Raw genomic sequence first — 18939 nt, forward strand, 5'->3', positions numbered from 1 at the left:
AAAATCATCCCGCTCGAGCATCCGCGCGACGGTATGCTTGGCCGCTAGGGCAACAAGATCGGCTGCGCTCATCTCTCCCATCCATGACGAATTGAACATCACGGTTGTTCTGGATGGGTCGAGTATTTTGTAGATCTGTTCTTCGTAGGTTCGGGCATTGGCCGCGACCTGATCGCGCGTCAATGGAGGGCGGGTCGCGCTCTTGCCAGTAGGGTCACCGATCATCCCCGTGAAGTCGCCAATCAGAAACAGGACCTCGTGCCCGAGTTCCTGAAATTGGCGAAGCTTGTTAAGCAGCACCACGTGCCCCAGGTGTAGGTCAGGTGCCGTGGGGTCAAACCCAGCCTTTATCCTGAGTGGCCGATCTTCTTTCAACAGATTGACCAGATCCTCGCCCGGCAGAATCTCTTCTACCCCCCGGCTCAACTCGGCCAAAGCCTTTTCCACCGAGACCTTCTTCATAAACCACTCCAATCATATGGCCATCATTGACCCGCCGCCACCACCCGTTTATGTTGCTTCCAACCCCATGCTGCATGGAGATACCAGACGGTGCGCGGGCAGGACTTCAAATACCTTGTCGATCGGCGCAAGCCTCGCCGCCGCCGATATCTGCGCTACACGCTGCTCGTGGCAACGATCTGCATGGTAGCGATCGCAATCGCCACAGCCACACATTCAGACGCAAGCATCGGCAACAAACTGACACACTCCAACAAAGCCGTCGATCATATCGAAAAACCCAAGGCAACCGCACGCCACTACATTCCACTGGCGCTCCCACCAAATTCTGATACCCAAAAACCTGCGCAACCCCGGGCCCACACGGAGGGCAAACTCAAAACCATCGCCCTGGATGTGCGCCGCGGAGACACTCTCACTTCCCTATTGGCCCAGGTGGGCATGGGTGATGCCACCTCTCTGCTCATAAAGGCCGATACAGCAGATGAACGACTTAGCCGGCTAAGGCCCGGGCAGAAAATTGAAATCGCCATCAAGCATGGAACGCTACAACGCCTGGACATGCCCAGTGGAGACACGACGTTCACCCGTTTCCTTCGCAATGGCAATGCCTATCGCCCCTACACCATAGAACGGCATTACGAACACCGACTGACCCAAGTACACGGGGTCATCAGAGAGTCCTTGTTCATTGACGGACAAAAAGCCGGTCTATCCAACGCCCAAATCATGGAAATGGCTGAGATCTTTGGGTGGGACATCGATTTTGCGCAGGATCTACGGCCGGGCGACCGTTTCACTGTGGTACTGGAAGCACTCTACAACGCGAGTGGCGAAAAGGCGGGCGAAGGGCACATTCAGGCTGCGGAATTCACCACACAAGGGCGACGCCATGTGGCGATCCGTTATAGACGGAACGGCCATGCCGACTATTACTCTCCGGACGGACACAACAACCTCCGCAAAGCGTTCCTACGCACCCCAGTGGCGTTTACCCGAATCAGCTCACGCTTCGGCATGCGCAAACACCCGATCTTGAACCGAATACGCGCTCACAAGGGGGTGGATTATGCTGCCCCCATCGGCACACCCGTGCGTGCTTCCGGAGATGGGAAGGCCGTCTTCATCGGGTGGAAGGGTGGCTACGGCCGTGTCGTCGTACTACGCCACGGCCAGCATTACAGCACGGTCTACGGGCATCTATCGCGTTTTGCACATGGGCTCAAAGCCGGCACTCATGTACGGCAAGGGCAGGTCATCGCCTATGTCGGCCGCTCGGGGCTAGCCACTGGACCACATCTACACTATGAGTTTCGCGTTGACGGCGTGCACCGCAATCCTCTGACCGTCGTGCTGCCTGCAGCCCAACCGTTGCCTACCAGCGACTTAAGCGACTTCCAGGCTCGAGCGCAGCCATTGGTCGCCATGCTGACGACATATCGCAATACCGCAATCGCCATGAACGGGCCGACTCCGTAGATGCAACGGTTTTATATCGGCCTGATGTCAGGCACCAGTCTGGACGGCGTTGACGCCGTACTCGTCTCAATAGACGACGACTTGATACAACACATATCGGCAACAACCAGGCCCATGCCGGGCGAGTTGCGTCGTGAAATCCTGGAGATGATCGCCTCGCCGCAAACCATCGACCTGGATCGCCTGGGTATGCTGGATTCCCGCCTGGGCAAGCTTTTCGGACAGACGGCGCTCGACCTGCTGACGGGAACTCACACAAAGCCCGATGAGATTCACGCAATCGGCAGTCACGGTCAGACCCTATGGCACCGTCCAGCTCTGCCCACGTCGTTTACGATGCAACTGGGTGATCCCAACGTGATCGCCGAAGTCACCGGAATTACGACGGTAGCAGACTTCCGTCGACGCGACATGGCGGCCGGCGGGCAAGGCGCCCCACTCGTACCGGCATTCCATCGGGCATACCTTCGCCAGGCGCATGAAGCCAGGGTCGTTCTCAACCTTGGTGGCATGGCCAATATCTCCCTGCTCCCGAGCGACGCGGATCACGACGTAACAGGCTTCGATACAGGCCCAGGCAATGTGCTACTCGACCTGCATGCCCTTCGGCATCTTGATCGACCCTGCGATCATGCGGGGGAGTGGGGAGCCAGTGGACACATCGATCAAAACTTGCTCGACAGGATGCTTACCGATCCATATTTCATGGCACAGCCGCCAAAGAGCACTGGACGCGAGTACTTCAACGAGGCTTGGCTCCAGAGGCAGCTGGCCGCAGGGCCCGAACTTGCTCCAGCCGACATTCAGGCCACGCTAACCGAACTCACGGCCCGCAGCGTTACCGACGCCATCCACGCGCACAGTTCAAAATGCGACCGCATGCTGGTGTGTGGCGGCGGGGTTCACAACAAACATCTGATGCGACGCTTGTCGGCATTATTGGCACCCGCCACCGTGGAGTCGACGGAAACGTACGGCATTGCACCGGACTGGGTGGAAGCAACGGCCTTCGCCTGGCTGGCAGACCGCACACTGAAAGGATTCCCGGGTAACCTGCCCTCAGTGACCGGGGCAAGACACCCCGTGATTCTTGGTGCCATCTACCCAGGCGCAAGCTATTCCGCCTAATGAAGACACAGCGAAGCCCACGAAAAAAACGAATCGCCTCGCCGTGTCCTGAATAGCGTCTACTGGACTACCTTAAACCGAGAAGGACGAACCACAACCGCAGGTGGTCGTGGCATTGGGGTTGCGAATGACAAACTGAGCCCCCTCCAACCCCTCGGTATAATCGATCTCGGCACCCACCAGATACTGATAACTCATGGGATCGATCAACAAGGTCACACCGGCATTCTCAACGGTGGTGTCGCCATCACCGATGTTTTCGTCGAATGTGAATCCGTATTGGAAACCGGAGCACCCCCCGCCGGTTACAAACACCCGTAATTTGAGATTCGGGTTGTTTTCCTCATCGATGAGTTCCTTGACCTTGCGAGCCGCAGAATCGGTAAACAAGAGCGGATCGGGCATCGTGGTTTCGGCAGTTTCGATACTCATGAACGCTTCCCTCCATCGCAGCGTTTCCCATCACGGGAAACAACGCTATCTTAAGTTGACTAATTTAGTCAAGAATCCACTGTATTCTCAGGCTGCTCAGTAGCCTCTCGACGATCCTCGAGCTGAGGCTTTCCGCCCTTCCGATGCACCAAGTTACCGTTGACTTCGGCACCCACAGCCATCTCAAGGAGATTGTAGTAAACATCCCCCCTGATCTTCGCATTCGCCGCCAGTTCCAGATGCTCTGACGAATGGACGTCGCCGTCAACCGAACCGTTGAGCACGATGTTCGGGGCATGCACCTCACCTTCGATAGCACCGTTGCCGCTGAGCACCAACATCGTCCCACTGGTATCGCCCGCTGTTACGTTGCCCTGGACGCGTCCATCAATATGCAATCCGCCCACGAAGCTGACTCCACCCGTAATGACGGTACCTTTGCCAATCAAGGTATCCACCTTCACGGCTTGCAACTTCTTTTTGCCTCCCAACATGAGCTAACCCTCCATGCTCGTAGCCTGCTTCCAGGATACTTTCTGCTCGACGCCGGCCACATGCCGGGTAAACGGCGTCACCCGAATATCGATTTGCTCAGGTGTGAACCCGGCCGGCAAGGCGAACCCTCCGCTGAAGGCATGAAAGTAACGGAACGAAAAATCCATAGTCCCTGCGCCCATCTGGTTCAGATCCAGTGTCTTTGCCTTGCCACCCATCTGCCCCAGTATCTGCACCGCGATCTTACCCTTGACCACCCGGTGCTTGTCCTGAACCTGAGTCAGCACCAAACGGTACCGGTATTGCTTGCTCTGTCCACCCGTTATCTGGAAATGCTGTAGGTGTAATCCGGGCTTGAGTTTATGCGGCGAGACGATACTACGGTAAAATGAAACCTCTTCCGTCAGGTCGGCCAACTTCCCCTGCATCTGATTGAGCATTGCTTGTACGCGTCGCATCGCTTCGCGATCGATCTCGCCGGCGCGTCCCAGCTGGGCACTCTTGTCGAGCAATGCGCTGTTGCGCTTCTGCAAATAAGAAACCTGTGTCCGAAGCTGCGAAAGTTCGCTGCGCATGTGCCCCGCCACCATGCCAGAAGCCCTATATCCAGCCAGGTACAAGCCTACACCTGCTATCACCAACGCCACGGCCGCAAGCGCAAACCCCAGACGCTTACGTACGGGGTGGTGCACGCGTAGTTCATAACCTTTGCTCACCGGACGGCGCATTCTGCTCAAGGCACCACCGGTGCATATCGGAGACCGGTATCCTCGGGCAGCCCAAACATCAGATTCATATTCTGCACGGCTTGACCGGCGGCCCCTTTAACTAAGTTATCGATGACGGAAAGCACGATCACATGACCAGACTCACTTTGCCGATGCAACGCAATGCGGCAAAGATTAACACCGCGCACGCTCGCCGTTTCTGGATGTGATCCTTGAGGAAGAACATCGACGAAAGGCTCCCTCTGATAAGTTTCTTCATATAAGGCCTGCACGTCGATATCAGGCGCGACCTGAGCGTAGCAGGTCGCGTGAATACCTCGAATCATCGGCACAACATGCGGAACGAAAAGCAACTCGCGCGTCTGGCCGGCCACTGCATCGAGAGCCTGCTTTATCTCGGGCAGATGGCGATGCCCTGAAACTCCGTACGCTTTGAAGTTTTCACTTAGCTCCGCCAGCAAATTACCCACGACGGCTCGCCGGCCGGCACCACTGACGCCGGATTTGGCATCTGCAATGAGCGCACCCAACGGGGCCGCTCCACTACGCAGCAACGGCAGAAACGCCAGGATCACCGCAGTTGGGTAGCAACCTGGGTTCGCAACCAGACGGGCATCGCGCAGCGCATCGCGATTTAACTCCGGCAAACCGTAGACCACATCCTGCAACAGCTCGGGACAGGCATGTGGTTCACCGTACCAACGTGCCCACAGATCCGGGTCGCGCAACCTGAAGTCAGCGGCCAAATCGATAACCCGGACACCGTTCTCCAACAGCACGGGCACTTGCCGCATGGCGACCCCGTTAGGGGTAGCGAAAAAAACCAGGTCGCAGGATGTCAGGTCTGCCGTCTCCTCAGCCTCGAACATCAGGTCAGTATGTCCGCGCAGATGTGGGAACACAGCATCGACCCGGCGACCGGCTTCACTTCGCGATACCAAGCAATGCAGCATTGCCTGCGGGTGCGAGAGCAACAAACGCATGAGCTCAATGCCACCGTACCCGGTGCCGCCAACAATGCCGACGCGTATCCGTTCCATATCTTCCTGCTGTGCTTCATGAATGATGGTGCGACATCTTATAAGCACACTGGGTATGGACGCCACCGGGTGCGCTTGCCTTGCGTTCGGGAGGCGCATACACAACAATAAGCGACTTTTCGCGGCCACTGCTGTCTGGGGGCCGCATTCATCCGCACCGTTTCCATCCATAGGCTCCATGTTCAGACGGCTCGTGCAATCGACCCTTGGCCGCCTCGCCCCTGACGGCTGGCGTATTCGGCTGATTTTTTGGGTCGGTGCGGTGCTGGTCGGCGTGGTTGCAAGCTTCTTCGCCAGCGCGGCTGATTATGCCAACGCGCTCTTTCGACATCTGGTGGCCATCTCGCCCTTCTTGCCGCTGGTCGTCACGCCCGGGTTGATCATGTTGGCCGCCTGGATCACCCAGCGCTGGTTTCAGGGAGCGGAAGGCAGCGGTATCCCACAATGTATCGCCGCGCTCGATATCCACGAAGAATCCGTGCGTGCACGCATGCTGTCTTGGCGTATCGCCTTCGGCAAGATCATCCTGACTCTGCTCGGCCTGTTAAGCGGTGCCTCGATCGGACGTGAAGGACCAACCGTGCACATCGGCGCTGCCGTGCTCTTCAGCCTGGGGCGCCTAGGAAGGTTTCCGTTTCACTATATGGATCGCGGGATGATACTGGCCGGCGGCGCTGCCGGTATTGCTGCTGCGTTCAACACCCCGCTGGCCGGAATACTTTTCGCGATCGAGGAAATGAGTCGCTCTTTCGAGGAAAGAACCAGCGGAACGCTAATTACCGCAGTGTTGTTGGCTGGTATCACCTCAATCGCCCTACTCGGTAACTACACCTATCTTGGTGTCGTGCCCGCCAATGTTTCAGTCAGAACCGGATTGCTCCCAGTCTTGGTATGCGGGGTCGCCGGAGGACTGCTCGGCGGGCTGTTCAGCACACTATTGATCCGCGGACAACGTTGGCTGAGGCCCATCTACAAACGCCACACACTCATCGTCGCCGGCATTTGCGGCCTCGGCATCGCGTTCATCGGACTAGCATCGGGTGGTCTGACATACGGCTCTGGCTATGAGGCCGCGAAGGGACTGGTGCAGCATACCGAAGCCGTCAATGACACATTCCCATACCTCAAGCTGCTGGCGACCGCTATCTCCTACTGGAGCGGCATACCCGGCGGCATCTTCGCCCCCTCCTTAGCCACTGGTGCCGGACTTGGCGCACACCTTGCGCATTGGTTCCCACATACCGAACTCGCGGCCATGGTTTTGCTCGGCACAGTGGCCTATTTTGCTGGCGTAGTACAAACCCCCATTACCGCGTTCGTCATCGTGATGGAGATGACGCACAATAACGACCTGCTCATTCCTTTGATGGCTACGGCCTTCATTGCCTACGGCACCTCGCGTCTAGTCTGCCCGAAACCCATTTATCGCGCGCTTGCGGAGGATTTCCTGGCAACCGCCCCGCGCCCGGAGCCCGTTGCTGCGGCAGAAACAGTCGCGCCAGACGCAAAAGCCCCATAGCCGCATGCTGTCGGTCATCGTTCCCACCTACAACGAGCGCGACAACGCCGCAGCCCTGCTCCAACGCACACTCGATGCATTCGGGCAAATCCCCGAACCGGCGGAGCTGCTGATCGTCGACGACGACTCCCCCGACGGCACCGCTGCTGCAATGGAGGCGGAGGCCACAGCACGCCGGGCCGGCGACCGAGTACGCGTGATCACGCGTACCACCGACAAGGGTCTCGCCAAGGCCGTTTCCGCCGGTTTCGCAGCTGCCAGCGGGGATGTAGTAGCTGTCATGGACGCCGACCTTTCACATCCCCCCGAACTTTTGCCTGAATTGCTGGCCGCAGTCCGCAAAGGTGCGGATGTCGCGATCGCCAGCCGCTACGTCAGCGGCGGCGGCACGGAAGGCTGGCCACTCAAGCGCCGTATCATTTCGCGGGGTGCCTGCTGGATGGCCCGCCCACTGACCCCGATCCGAGACTCCACATCGGGGTTCTTCGCCTTACGCAAGGAAGTGCTCGAGGGTATGGAGTTCGTCCCTCGCGGTTACAAGATCGGGCTAGAACTGTTCGCACGCCTGCCCCAAGCGCGTGTGACTGAGGTACCTTTCGTCTTTCGCGACCGCACACACGGCGTCAGCAAGCTCGGTAGTGCCGTCATTCTCGCCTACCTAGTCCAACTCGCCACACTTTACCGTAATCGCTTTCCGCGCTTGGTCGGCTATCTGCAGTTCGGCCTTATCGGCCTGCTCGGCATGGCCGTCGACTCGGCCATGTTCGCACTTGGCTATTGGTACATCGGGCTCAAGACACTCGGTCCGACACTGGGAGGATTCTTCGCGCAGACACTGTCCTTCGTCATCGCTGCACGTTTCAACTTCGCACTCAATCGATTATGGACCTTCCGCGAACGACGCCGGCACGCACGCATGAGTGTATTCCTCGCAGTCAGCATGATCGGTTTCGTATTGCGCAGCCTGCTGTTCGAATTCATCGTCAGTCTGCCACCGCCTACCAACGGCGGCTGGTGGGCTGCGCTCGTCCACGCGGTTACTATCGAGCAGATAGCGCTGGTCCTGGGCGTGGTGACCGCGAGCTTGTGGAATTTCTACGGCAGCCGGCGCTGGGCGTTCCCAGCCGGTGACGAGGAGCTGCCTGCGGGACTACCAAGACCGGCCGAGCTAATTGCGCAAAGCTGGGTGGTCATCCTGCTGGTTAGCGCCGGCATACTCAGCGTGTTGTTCGCCTCGCAGACACCGCTTACCTTCGACGAGGCTTACTACTGGCAGTGGTCGCGCCATCTCGCCTGGGGGTACTTCGACCACCCGCCTATGATCGCGTACCTCATCTATGCCGGCACTAGATTGGTAGGCACCAACCCATTGGGCGTACGCCTGATGCCGGGCATCCTGGCCGTCACCCTGGCCTGGATGATCTACCTGTTGGGCAAGGCGTACTGGCGCAATTCCCGGGCCGGTTTATGGGCACTCGTACTAACGGTCACCACGCCACTGTTTGCGGTTGGCGACATGATCAGCACCCCTGACACCCCGCTACTGTTCTTCTGGGCCTCTACCATCCTGCTGACACTACGTGCGCTCGAATACGGCCGTCTCGTAGATTGGCTGGCGGTCGGCGTCAGTGCCGGGCTTGGGATGCTCAGTAAATTCCCCATGATCGTGCTCTATCTCGCGCTCCTGCTCGCCCTGCTCGCTACTGCACGCGGACGACGTAGTTTGAAGTCGGCAAAACCCTGGCTGGCACTTGTTATTTCAGTGGTAGTTTCACTTCCCATGATCCTGTGGGAATACCGCAATAACCTCGATTCCATCATCTTTCACCTAAAGCAGGGTTTCGGCCCCGCAGCTGGCGCCCATGATCACGCAACCGGCATCGCCACCTTTGGGCAATACCTTTTGGGACAGGCGGGTGTATTAACCCCACTCGTGTTCATACTCGTGGCGGTTGCCATCGGCTACGCTTGGCTGCGCCGACCACCTGGAGGAGATGAAAGCAACCGTTTGGCACCAGCCGAAATTCGTCCGTTTCTGCTATTCCCCGCCTTATTGACCTTTGGGCTGTTCGGTGCTGCCAGCTTCCTGCAGAGTAGCGGCCCCAATTGGAGCGCCCCCGCGTATGTAACAGGCCTCCCGCTAGCAGGTGGCTTACTGGCTGGGATGATTCATCACCGGCTGCGTTTATTGCGCTGGCTTGCCGTCATCACTGTCGGTTTCGCTGCAGTTGTCTCGCTGTACGCACATATAGAAGTCGCGCACCCGCTCATCCCGTATCCAAATTACCCCCTGACCTTCCCCCTTGACCGACGTCCGCTGGCACATTGGGTTGACGAGTTGCGGCACAAGGAAACGCAGGATGGACGTGCCCCCTGGATCGTCGGTTCAGATTACAAGATTGCGAGCGTACTCGCCTTCTACATGAAGGGCCGGCCGGCGACCTATGATCCCTTCGAGGTCGGTTCGGGCAGTGCTTATCTCGCCTGGCAGCGCCTACCGACAACGAGTACGGTCGGGATCTACATCGGACATGACCCACGCCCAGGGGAACTGAGCCGTCTATTCGTGAGCTACCGCCCCTTGGGCAGCTTCGAACTCAAGCGACTCGGCGTAACTCTGCGCCGCTACTACGCCTTCGCCGGACCTCTCAAGCCGCAGGCATTTTCACGACACTAGGCCTAATCAGCCGCAGGCATGTACGTGGCCAGCATGTTCCGGGTCGTCGTCCGGACATGCTCCGGACTCGATCTGCACAGCCGAATGGGTGATGCCATAACGTTGCGCGAGCAGACGCTTGACGGCAGCCAACATTCGTTCCGAATCGCAGTCTGGAGAGGTGCGTAGGTGCAAGGTCAACAACGGTCGTTCCGGCGTCAACGACCAGACATGCACGTGATGCACGTCGAGCACGCCCGGAACCTCGTGCTGCAGCACCGAGCTCAGTTCCGCCACGTCCATGTCAGACGGTGCCGCCTCGAGCAACACCTGCCCGCTCTCGCGAATCACTGCCCATGTGCTCCTGAGGATCAGCAAACCGATCAACAGTGACAACAATGGGTCGATGGGCATCCAGCCGGTAGCGAGAATCACCAGGGCAGCAATGATCGCAGCGACGGAACCCAGCAGGTCGCCCGCCACGTGCAACAGCGCCGCACGGCGATTGAGATTGGCGTGCTCGTGTTCGTGCTGGCCACCATGCAGCAGCGCGAAGGACGCGATATTGGCCAGCAGACCGATGAAGGCAATGACCAGCATCTCGCCGGCCGCTACCGGTTCCGGACGAAACAGGCGGAGCGCCGCCTCATAATAGATGCCCCCCACGACCACCAGCAACACCAGCCCATTGACGAAGGCCGCCAGCACCTCGAAGCGGTGATAGCCGTAAGTCCGATCACGATCCGGCGGGCGGCGCGCCACGCCTACGGCCATCCATGCCAGGCCCAGGGCAAAGGTATCCGTCAGCATGTGCCCCGCATCCGCCAAGAGGGCCAGCGAACCCGACCACCAACCGCCAGCTGCCTCGACCACCATGAAACCACCGGTCAGCAACAGGGCAGCCAGCAGGCGCTTGCGATCGGAAGGCACGTGGTGACGATGGTGGTGCCCGCTACCGCCATGATCATGCTCATGATCATGTTCGCAATCGCCATGGGAATCGTGCGTGTGCGGCATGGTGGATTGTGCCTCGGACGGTGGGTAATACTTCACTGTATGACAGGCGGTGCGTCGCTGCCAAGCCACATGTGGATCCTCAATCAGCGGGTAGTCACTCCACGCAGCAACAACACCGCGATGTGCCCATTCTCCGTCTGCCGATAGACCACCCGTGACTCCAGGCCACCTCCGGCCAACCAGGGTGTTGTCGTCACGGCCGCCTCCCCGTAACGCGGCAACAGCAACAGCCCCAAGGGGGCGAGCAGGCGGCGCTTGCGCAGACTGCCGATCCACACGGGACGGCCATCGGCAAGCCGCACTCCGCTCGGCCACAAACGCAGTACCAGTTCACTATTACCACCGGCACCGGATTCCAGCGCGTGTATGCGTACCAGCGCAGGTCTCCGCCCATCGTTCAGGCGGGGCAGCAATGGCAAATTTCGCTGTGTCCCCGGCAGCAGCCAGTTCAACGCATCGCCCAGCCGAAGCGGCGGGGGCGGTTGCCAACCGGCAGCAACCAGCAAACTCATGATCTGCCCGAGACTCCCCGCCCACTGGATATTCAGCGGTTCTCCACGATCATCGTCCAGGCGGACACGATACGCCGGCAGGCGGTGCCACCCTGCCTGCCACCAATCCGTTTCCACCTGCTCCGGCCTGGGATGTTTGGGTATGACCGGTGGCGAGTGGGGCAATTGTGGGTGAAAACCAAGCACCAGTCCGAGCAAAGCTGCGCCGATGGCTCCCGGCAGCAAACCACGGACCGGGCGCTCCGGCCCGACATGGGTCAGACAGGCAACCCCGACCAGGGTCACCCAGATAACACCCAGCAATGCGCCGCCAAGCCAAGCCGAAAAACCTTCGCTGCCCAGATACACACGTGCCAACCCGCTTGCCGCCAAGATCAATCCGGCCAACGAATAGGGTAGCCAGCGCAAGTCCCCTCGCATTCGCCGTGCCGCAAGCATGGCGAGCAGACCGTATAGAGAAACCTGCCAGGCAGCGCCGGCGCTGAGCCGCACCGTCAAGACCGACATCAGCCCGGTCTCCAATGTCTGCAGGACCACGCCTACCAAGGCAGCAGCCAGCCAGTAGAAAAGCAGGCGCCGCCGCCGACCCAGGGCCAACCACAAGCCACCCCAAAGCGTTACCGCCGCCAGGGAAGCAGAGGTACCCAACCCGCCCAGCCACTGCATGACATGGTCGCCCCACGGCGAGCGAACCTTGGCCAGATACCCGTAGATGGCCTGATCGGCCTGGGACCAGACACGGTCTCCGGCCAGTTCATGCAAGCCCCAGGCAGCTCCGGCAACCACGACCAATGCCGCTGCGAGGGCGCCGAGATCGGGCGACCTCGGATCAATCAACAAGCCGGCAAAACGTCCCAACCAGGGACGCTGCTCACGCTGCGCCACGAGCAGCGCCAGCGTCGCGTTAGCACGCGGCACCAGCCAGCCATGCATCCGATGGATGGCCCATCCGGTGAGCCACATCAAGCCCACCAGCAAGCCGAACAACAGCGCCAGACGCAATGTGATCCTGCTGAACAGATCAAAGGCCACACCGAAGCCGATGCCGGGGGCCATGTAGGCCGGCGCCCAGAGCAGCGCCGACAGCAGGTTGGCCCATAAGAAGCGGCGCGGCGACATACGCATCATCCCGGCCACCACCGGGACGATGGGCCTCACCGGCCCAACGAAGCGACCGAACAAAACGCTCTTGCCACCGTGCCGCTGAATGAAGCGTTCGCCGGTCTGCAACCATTGCGGGTGTTTACGAAACGGCCACATGTCGCGAACATGGTCGCAATAGTGATAACCCAGCCAGTAGCTCAGACTGTCCCCGACCACCGCACCCACAGCCGCCGCCGCAAGCGTGGTCCAAAGATTCAATGCCCCAGCTGCGACGAGTGCGCCGATGGCGAACATGATGGCACTACCCGGTATCAACAGGCCGACCACGGCAAGTGACTCCCCCAGGGCGATCAGGAATACCACCCCCCAGGCGAGTTCAGGGTGATCCGCCACCCAGGCAACGATAATCTGCAGCCAGGCGTGCACCTTCGTTCAACCCCTGCGCAATACAGACAGCATGCCCAAAGCAGCAATCCCCGTAAGTACCGCCGCCAGATGGAAGGCGGCCATCTCGCCGAATCCCTGCCAGACCGCACCGAAAAGCACCGCGCCAGGCAACGCCAGCGCCCCGGTCAGCAGATGGTACAAACCGAAGGCGGTGCCCTTGAGGCGTGCCGGTGCATGGTCGCCGATCAGCGCGCGCTCGGCTCCCTCGGTCAGCGCCAGAGCCCCGGCGTACCCTAGAAACAACGCCCAGATCACGCCGGTCTGTTCGCCGGCATGCGCCAACAGGACGAGCAGGATAACCCGCAGCGTCCAGCCCGTAAGCACGACGGGCACCCGGCCGACGCGATCGGACAGCGCACCCGCGGGCCAGGACAGCAGGCTCTTCACTAGACTTGCAGCCGCCCAGATCAGCGGCACCCACACCACGTGCAGACCGCGCGACTGCGCCCATAGAACCAAAAACACCTCCGGCACGGCGGCAAGCGCAAGACCGCCTGCAGCCAGCAGCAGTCCCTTAAGGCGGCTGTCGAGATCCCGCCAATGCAGGCTGGGCGGTGGTGTGGCAGCCGCGGGCGCCAAGGTGGTTTCATGCCCACGGAGTCCGAACACCAGCAGACCGATAACCAGCAGACCGGGCACGACCGAAGCTAGGAAAACATGTCCCAGGGGAACTTGCAGACCGAGCAGCGCAAAGGCCAACAAGGGGCCGACGACCGCTCCGGCGTTATCCATCGCTCGATGGAACCCAAAGGCGTGGCCTCGTCGGTCGTCGCCGCTCGCGGCAGCGATCACGGCATCCCGCGGCGAAGTGCGTATGCCCTTGCCGACACGATCGAAAAAACGCAGGGCCAAAACCCAGGTCCAACCGAAGGCCAACCCGATCAAGGGTCTGGCTGCGTTGGAAATGCCATAACCGCCGAGCAGCAATCGTTTGGGGGGAATCCCACGATCCGCTAGCCGGCCGGAAACCAGCTTGAGCAGGCTGGCGGTAGCCTCGGCCACGCCTTCGATAAGCCCCACAACCACCGGCCCGGCCCCCAGTGTCATGGTCAGGAACAGCGGCAACAGTGGCGTGATCATTTCCGATGCCGCATCGTTCAGGAAGGAAACGGCACCCAGCACCACCACGCTGCGCGGCAACCCAAGCCGCGTGCCGGAACCTCCTCCAGAACTCACGGATGCGGCGGTGTAGGTACGGGCGCGGCAACGGGCGCAGAAGCTGTTTGAACCGTGGATGTCTGCGCGCCTGTGAGATAGGCATCACCTTTGGCCATCGCCTCTTCAGTCTGCTTGTTCAGCACGATGATACTGATGCGCCGATTCACGGCCGCGAGCGGATTTTTCTTGTCGAACAATACCGTATCGCCCAAGCCGACGATGCGCGCCACCTTGCCCTTGTCCATACCACCGGCAATCAATGCACGACGCGCCGCATTCGCACGCTCGGTGGACAGTTCCCAGTTGCTCATATTCGCATTGAGGAACTGATGCGCGTCGGTATGGCCGGTAATGCTGATCTTATTCGGCACGTGATTGAGAAAATCTCCGATCCTCTCCAGGATCGCGCGTGCATACGGCATCAATACATCACTGCCCAGGTCGAACATTGGCCGGTTCTCTTTATCCACGATCTGGATACGCAGACCCTCAGGAGTGATGTCGATCAGCAACTGATCCTTGAACGGGCGCAACGCCTGACTGCGATTGATCGCCTTGCGCAACTCAACCTCCAGCGTCTGCATCCGCTGGCGCTCCTTTTCCTCGGCTGCTCGCCGGATTTCCTCCTGAGTCGGTGCCCGCGAACCGCCGATACTATGCATCTGGGTAGGCCCCGTAGGCATATCCTTGGTACCGCCCAGCTTGATCATGCTGGTACTGGCACCACCAGGTCCCTGGATAGCGCTGGGGTGCTTGAAAAAATTCGAGATACCTTGCTGCTGCGACTTGGACGTAGACCCAAGCAACCACATCAAGAGGAAAAAGGCCATCATCGCCGTCACGAAATCGGCATAGGCCACCTTCCAGGCTCCGCCATGGTGGCCGTGGCCCTTGAAGACTTTCTTGATGACGATTGGCTGTTTTTTGTCGTCCATAGGGCGGAAACCTAGTTTCTGCTTCCCTTGAGATGTTCCTCAAGCTCCTGAAAGCTCGGGCGGACCGCTGCATACATCGCCTTACGCCCAAACTCGACAGCGATCTGAGGACTGTAGCCCTGCACCTGCGCAAGAATGCAGGTCTTGATGCATTCGAAAAAGTTGGCTTCCTCCTGCGCGCGGTGTTCGAGGGCTATTGCGAGAGGGCCAACAAAGCCATAAGCCAAAAGGATGCCCAGAAACGTTCCCACGAGCGCTGCAGCCACGTGTTCACCGATAACCTGGGGAGGCTTGTCCAGGCTGCCCATGGTAATGACTACGCCCATGACCGCAGCCACGATACCGAATCCGGGTAGGCCATCAGCAACCCGTGTCAGCGCATTGGGTGTCTGATGCGACTCCTGATGATGTGTCTCCAGTTCCAGACTCATCAGGTTATCCAGCTCAAATGGATTCATGCCACCGGAAACGATGAGGCGCATATAGTCCACAATGAATTCAAGTGCGTGATGATTTTTTGTGATTTTGGGATATTTTGTAAAAATTTCGCTGTTCTCGGGCTCCTCGATATCCGATTCCACAGCCATCAGCCCTTCCTTGCGCGCCTTGGTAAAAAGGTCATACATCAGGGTCAGCAGGTCGAGGTAGATCGCCTTGCCATATTTCGACCCGCCCAACAGGCTGGGAACGCCTTTGATGGTCTTCATCACCAGGCTCATCGGGTTGGAAATCATGAACGCCCCGAAGGCGGCACCGGCAATGATGAGCAACTCGTAAGGCTGAAATAGTGCGGCAAGATGGCCGTGCGACAGGATATAGCCGCCGATCACACAGCCGATGACGATAATGGAACCGATGATGGTATTCACACAAAAACCCCTGGTGACGCCCCAATGCCGATTGATTATTGTTCCGAGCCGAAAAGGTTAAGGTATCAGTCCTGCATCATAGCGAAACCCGGACCCGTGATGTAGGCTTTTGCTTGAGGTGCCGCTTAGAAGCCATGGAGAAATAAGGACAATAAGCCCATGCAGAAACCCGAATTCCCGTGCCTGGCCGACACCGTCGATCGCTTGCAAATCCTGGGCGCCGACGAAAACCTGTCGTCCAAACAGCTTGGGCGTGCGATCGCCACCGACCCTGCCCTCGCGGCTGCAGTGATCTACCACGCCACGCACATCCGGCATCGCCACCTGGACAACCCGATCAACAATCTCCGCCAGGCCGCCATGATGCTTGGCGTCACGACGGTCCAGGATCTGGCCAAGAGCCTGCCCATAGCGGACAAACATTTCAGCGATGGGCCGCGCGAACATTATCACGCGCTCATGGGGCACGCCGCTCTCGGTGGCATGCTCGGACTAGCCGTCGCACGCGAACGTCGCGACCTGGAACCCGGCGAAGTGGCTCTGGCCTCTCTGCTGTTCCCATTGGGCATGCTCGCGCTCTGGGCGGTCAGTCCCACCGAAATGGAAACACTGAGCAACCTGCTAGGGCAGCCAGGCGTCCAAGCTCAGGAAGCAGAATACATCGTGTTCGGCACGGGTATCGAGGATGCCGGACGCACGCTGGCAGAAGCCTGGAAGATGCCCGAACTGCTCTGCCGCGCCCTGGAACCCACGAATGCACTGGAACCACGCGCACTAGGCGTCATGCTGGCGGGCAAGGTCGCCTGGCACGCCGTCTCACGTTGGAATAACGAGGGGCTCATTAGCGATCTGCGGCTCATGGCGAGCTATCTCGGCCTGAATCAGAGCGGCCTCGCGGATCTTGTGGACGAGTGCATCGAGGAGTTCAACGAACACTGCGACACCTACGGCCTGGCGCCACTCCCGCTGCTCAAGCACGTACCTTTCCAGGAAATCCGTCCCCGCCCACCAGCGTTTTGCCTGGCGCCCCAATCAGACGTCTGCGCGCGGGTAGAACGACGCCTTGAGGCATTCAATCGAAACGATGCCCCCGCCATTTTGGAATCCTGCATTTATGTCCTGCACCGCGGTCTTGGCCTCAATCGGGTCATTTTCGCCCGTATGGAGCAGCAGGGCGAACCTGTCCCTTCGCTGATCGCGGACAGCGTCATCGGCACCGACTACGAACCGGACTTCAACCGATTCAGACTGCGCCTCGAAGGTGGGCATCTATTCTGCCGGTTGATGGCAAAGCCCACCGCTTTCTGGCTCAAGGGCCGCGAGCAAAAGGCGGCCTGGGACCTGCTACCGTCGGAAGTTGCCAGCCTGATTGGCACCGAACAGTTTCTAGCTTGTTCCCTGTTCGTCAACGGTACCGCAAAGGGCATGATTTATGCCGATCGGAGGCATCCGGCCTGTGGGATTGACGAAGCAACTTTCCGAAACTTCAAACGCATCTGCCAGCAAACGGTCAAAGCGCTTTCGCGCGACCCACCCCTTCCGAATCCCGACGCCCAGACTGCGCGGACTTGACGCCACCACTGCCTGACGGTCGCTCTAGACCAGCGACCCGTGGGGCGCCAGGGTTCGAAAAAATTCAATGACTGAGAGAAATATGCGCCCAAAAACACACCGATGGGCATCTACATTCCTGGCACCGCTCGCCTTGACGGCTGGCGCAGCCGGTGCCGATCCGACCTATCATGCCAGCCTGCTCTGGAACAACGAGGCGGTCGACACGCCTGACGGCACACTGCGCAGTGGCGCCACTTACGACAGTATGTTGCTTGCGGCCCTGGATGCGCGCATCGGTGACGACACCGCACCCGCCAACGGCAAACTTCACATTTCCTTCCTGGGCGTGCGCAGTGGCCTACCCAGCACGAATTACATAGGCGATTTCCAGACAGCCTCGAATATCGAGGCCCCCGATGCCACCCGAATTTACAGCGCCTGGTACCGACAAACCTGGGCACATGCCAACAGCATCCAGGCCGGGCTGATCGACCTCAATACCTTGTTCGATGTCACCGACGCGGCTGGCCTTCTGCTGAATGCCTCTTTTGGTCTGGATCCCACCCTGAGCGGCAACCTGCCCGTCTCGACTTATCCAGAACCGGGATACGGCATCGTTTTCGGGCGTACCCAAGGCACCTTCGCCCTGAATGTGGGGCTGTTTCAGGCCGACCCAACGCAGCGCATGGGACCGATCGGCCAGGGAGCACTCGCTATCGCCGAACTCGATTACGGTTATGCAAACAATCTACCGACCCAGATCGGCATCGGTTTATGGCGCTATCGACAACCTAACCCCATCATTGCCGCCACTTCACTCACAGGCGGCTACATCAACCTATCGCAATCGCTCAACGGTAGCGGTGTCCGGCATACGCGTGCCTTCCTTCGTCTGGGTATGGCACCCGGCAGCGACAGCCCCGTACCTCGGCACTTGAGCGTAGGCTTCGACATGTCCTCCCCGATCGCCACACGCCCAGACGATCACTTGAGCATCGGCATGACCAGCGCTGCGCTGCGCGGACAAAATACGGAAACAACCTATGAGGCGACCTATCAGATCGCTTTGAACGAGCAGTTTGCGCTGCAACCGGATTTTCAGTACATCACCCACGTATCCGGTACGGATCGCAACGCATCTGTATTTATACTGCGCCTACAACTTGCTCTGGATTGAACTAGGGCCTCTTCACTCTATGGAGCGGCATGCTGGTTGTGACTGAAGCAGCGCAGAGTGGCGATTTTACAGCCCCCCGTAAGGTCTGTTTTTGCGTCTCGCAGCGCCTGGCAAGCCGCGAAAAGCAGTTCCGGAAGCAGTCTACCGATAGTGTGGACAGAGGGCTGATTAGTCCTGCTGGTGGCGGCATATCATCCGGCGATACATAATCCACCATTAAAGATACT

16 protein-coding genes (1 of these 16 running past the window's edge) are annotated in these 18939 nt (G+C 59.4%); 6 read left to right on the plus strand and 10 right to left on the minus strand.

Annotated features, from left to right (window positions below):
- Window positions 1-462, minus strand: the 5' portion of a protein-coding gene (gene tyrS / locus BJI67_RS12310; protein WP_070073267.1) for a tyrosine--tRNA ligase. 762 nt of this gene lie to the left of the window's left edge; 462 of the gene's 1224 nt are visible here — the first part of the coding sequence; the start codon lies at window positions 460-462; the stop codon falls past the left edge of the window.
- Window positions 463-552: 90 nt separating this feature from the next.
- Here tyrS and BJI67_RS12315 point away from each other — a divergent pair, with 90 nt between their 5' ends.
- The gene (locus tag BJI67_RS12315) at window positions 553-1941 is read left to right on the plus strand and encodes a M23 family metallopeptidase (protein WP_070073268.1); all 1389 of its coding nucleotides are present in this window, start codon (window positions 553-555) and stop codon (window positions 1939-1941) included.
- Window positions 1942-3069, plus strand: a complete 1128-nt coding sequence (locus BJI67_RS12320) for an anhydro-N-acetylmuramic acid kinase (protein ID WP_070073269.1) — start codon at window positions 1942-1944, stop codon at window positions 3067-3069.
- A gap of 72 nt (window positions 3070-3141) precedes the next feature.
- Here the strand turns inward: BJI67_RS12320 and erpA are convergent, their stop codons facing one another.
- From erpA to argC, 4 genes are all read right to left on the minus strand, one after another.
- Window positions 3142-3501, minus strand: a complete 360-nt coding sequence (gene erpA, locus BJI67_RS12325; RefSeq protein ID WP_070073270.1) for an iron-sulfur cluster insertion protein ErpA — start codon at window positions 3499-3501, stop codon at window positions 3142-3144.
- Window positions 3502-3569: 68 nt separating this feature from the next.
- Window positions 3570-3995, minus strand: a complete 426-nt coding sequence (locus BJI67_RS12330) for a bactofilin family protein (protein WP_070073271.1) — start codon at window positions 3993-3995, stop codon at window positions 3570-3572.
- A gap of 3 nt (window positions 3996-3998) precedes the next feature.
- Window positions 3999-4571, minus strand: a complete 573-nt coding sequence (locus BJI67_RS12335; protein WP_156782142.1) for a DUF6776 family protein — start codon at window positions 4569-4571, stop codon at window positions 3999-4001.
- Window positions 4572-4729: 158 nt separating this feature from the next.
- Window positions 4730-5764, minus strand: coding sequence for an N-acetyl-gamma-glutamyl-phosphate reductase (gene argC, locus BJI67_RS12340; RefSeq protein ID WP_070074139.1), 1035 nt, complete (start codon window positions 5762-5764; stop codon window positions 4730-4732).
- Between the two features lie 178 nt (window positions 5765-5942).
- Between argC and BJI67_RS12345 the strand changes: the two genes are divergently transcribed.
- Together BJI67_RS12345 and BJI67_RS12350 are read left to right on the plus strand one after the other, a co-directional pair.
- On the plus strand, window positions 5943-7283 hold the full coding sequence (locus BJI67_RS12345) for a chloride channel protein (RefSeq protein WP_070073273.1): 1341 nt from the start codon (window positions 5943-5945) through the stop codon (window positions 7281-7283).
- A gap of 4 nt (window positions 7284-7287) precedes the next feature.
- Complete coding sequence (locus BJI67_RS12350) at window positions 7288-9960, plus strand: glycosyltransferase family 39 protein (protein ID WP_070073274.1); 2673 nt, start codon at window positions 7288-7290, stop codon at window positions 9958-9960.
- Window positions 9961-9966: 6 nt separating this feature from the next.
- Here BJI67_RS12350 and BJI67_RS12355 read toward each other — a convergent pair whose 3' ends face one another.
- The 5 genes from BJI67_RS12355 to motA all read right to left on the minus strand — a co-directional run bounded on the left by BJI67_RS12355 (window position 9967) and on the right by motA (window position 15981).
- The gene (locus BJI67_RS12355) at window positions 9967-10956 is read right to left on the minus strand and encodes a cation diffusion facilitator family transporter (protein ID WP_070073275.1); all 990 of its coding nucleotides are present in this window, start codon (window positions 10954-10956) and stop codon (window positions 9967-9969) included.
- 83 nt (window positions 10957-11039) lie between these two features.
- Window positions 11040-12998 (minus strand): VTT domain-containing protein, encoded by a 1959-nt coding sequence (locus BJI67_RS12360; RefSeq protein ID WP_070073276.1) that lies wholly within the window; start codon window positions 12996-12998, stop codon window positions 11040-11042.
- A 6-nt stretch (window positions 12999-13004) separates the two neighbouring features.
- Window positions 13005-14195, minus strand: a complete 1191-nt coding sequence (locus tag BJI67_RS12365; protein ID WP_070073277.1) for an MFS transporter — start codon at window positions 14193-14195, stop codon at window positions 13005-13007.
- A complete protein-coding gene (motB, locus tag BJI67_RS12370; RefSeq protein ID WP_070073278.1) occupies window positions 14192-15112 on the minus strand; it encodes a flagellar motor protein MotB in 921 nt (306 codons plus the stop codon). Before motB ends, BJI67_RS12365 begins: the two co-directional genes overlap by 4 nt.
- An 11-nt stretch (window positions 15113-15123) precedes the next feature.
- Window positions 15124-15981 (minus strand): flagellar motor stator protein MotA, encoded by an 858-nt coding sequence (motA, locus tag BJI67_RS12375; protein ID WP_070073279.1) that lies wholly within the window; start codon window positions 15979-15981, stop codon window positions 15124-15126.
- Between the two features lie 159 nt (window positions 15982-16140).
- Here motA and BJI67_RS12380 point away from each other — a divergent pair, with 159 nt between their 5' ends.
- Entirely contained in the window at window positions 16141-17553 is a 1413-nt protein-coding gene (locus BJI67_RS12380) for an HDOD domain-containing protein (RefSeq protein WP_070073280.1), read from the plus strand.
- Window positions 17554-17635: 82 nt separating this feature from the next.
- Window positions 17636-18712 carry a carbohydrate porin gene (locus BJI67_RS12385; RefSeq protein ID WP_197513084.1) on the plus strand — a complete coding sequence of 359 codons (1077 nt, stop codon included), beginning with the start codon at window positions 17636-17638 and terminating at the stop codon, window positions 18710-18712.
- Window positions 18713-18939: the final 227 nt, after the last annotated feature.

The sequence above is a fragment of the Acidihalobacter aeolianus genome (genome assembly GCF_001753165.1).
In the GTDB taxonomy this organism is placed as follows: domain Bacteria; phylum Pseudomonadota; class Gammaproteobacteria; order DSM-5130; family Acidihalobacteraceae; genus Acidihalobacter; species Acidihalobacter aeolianus.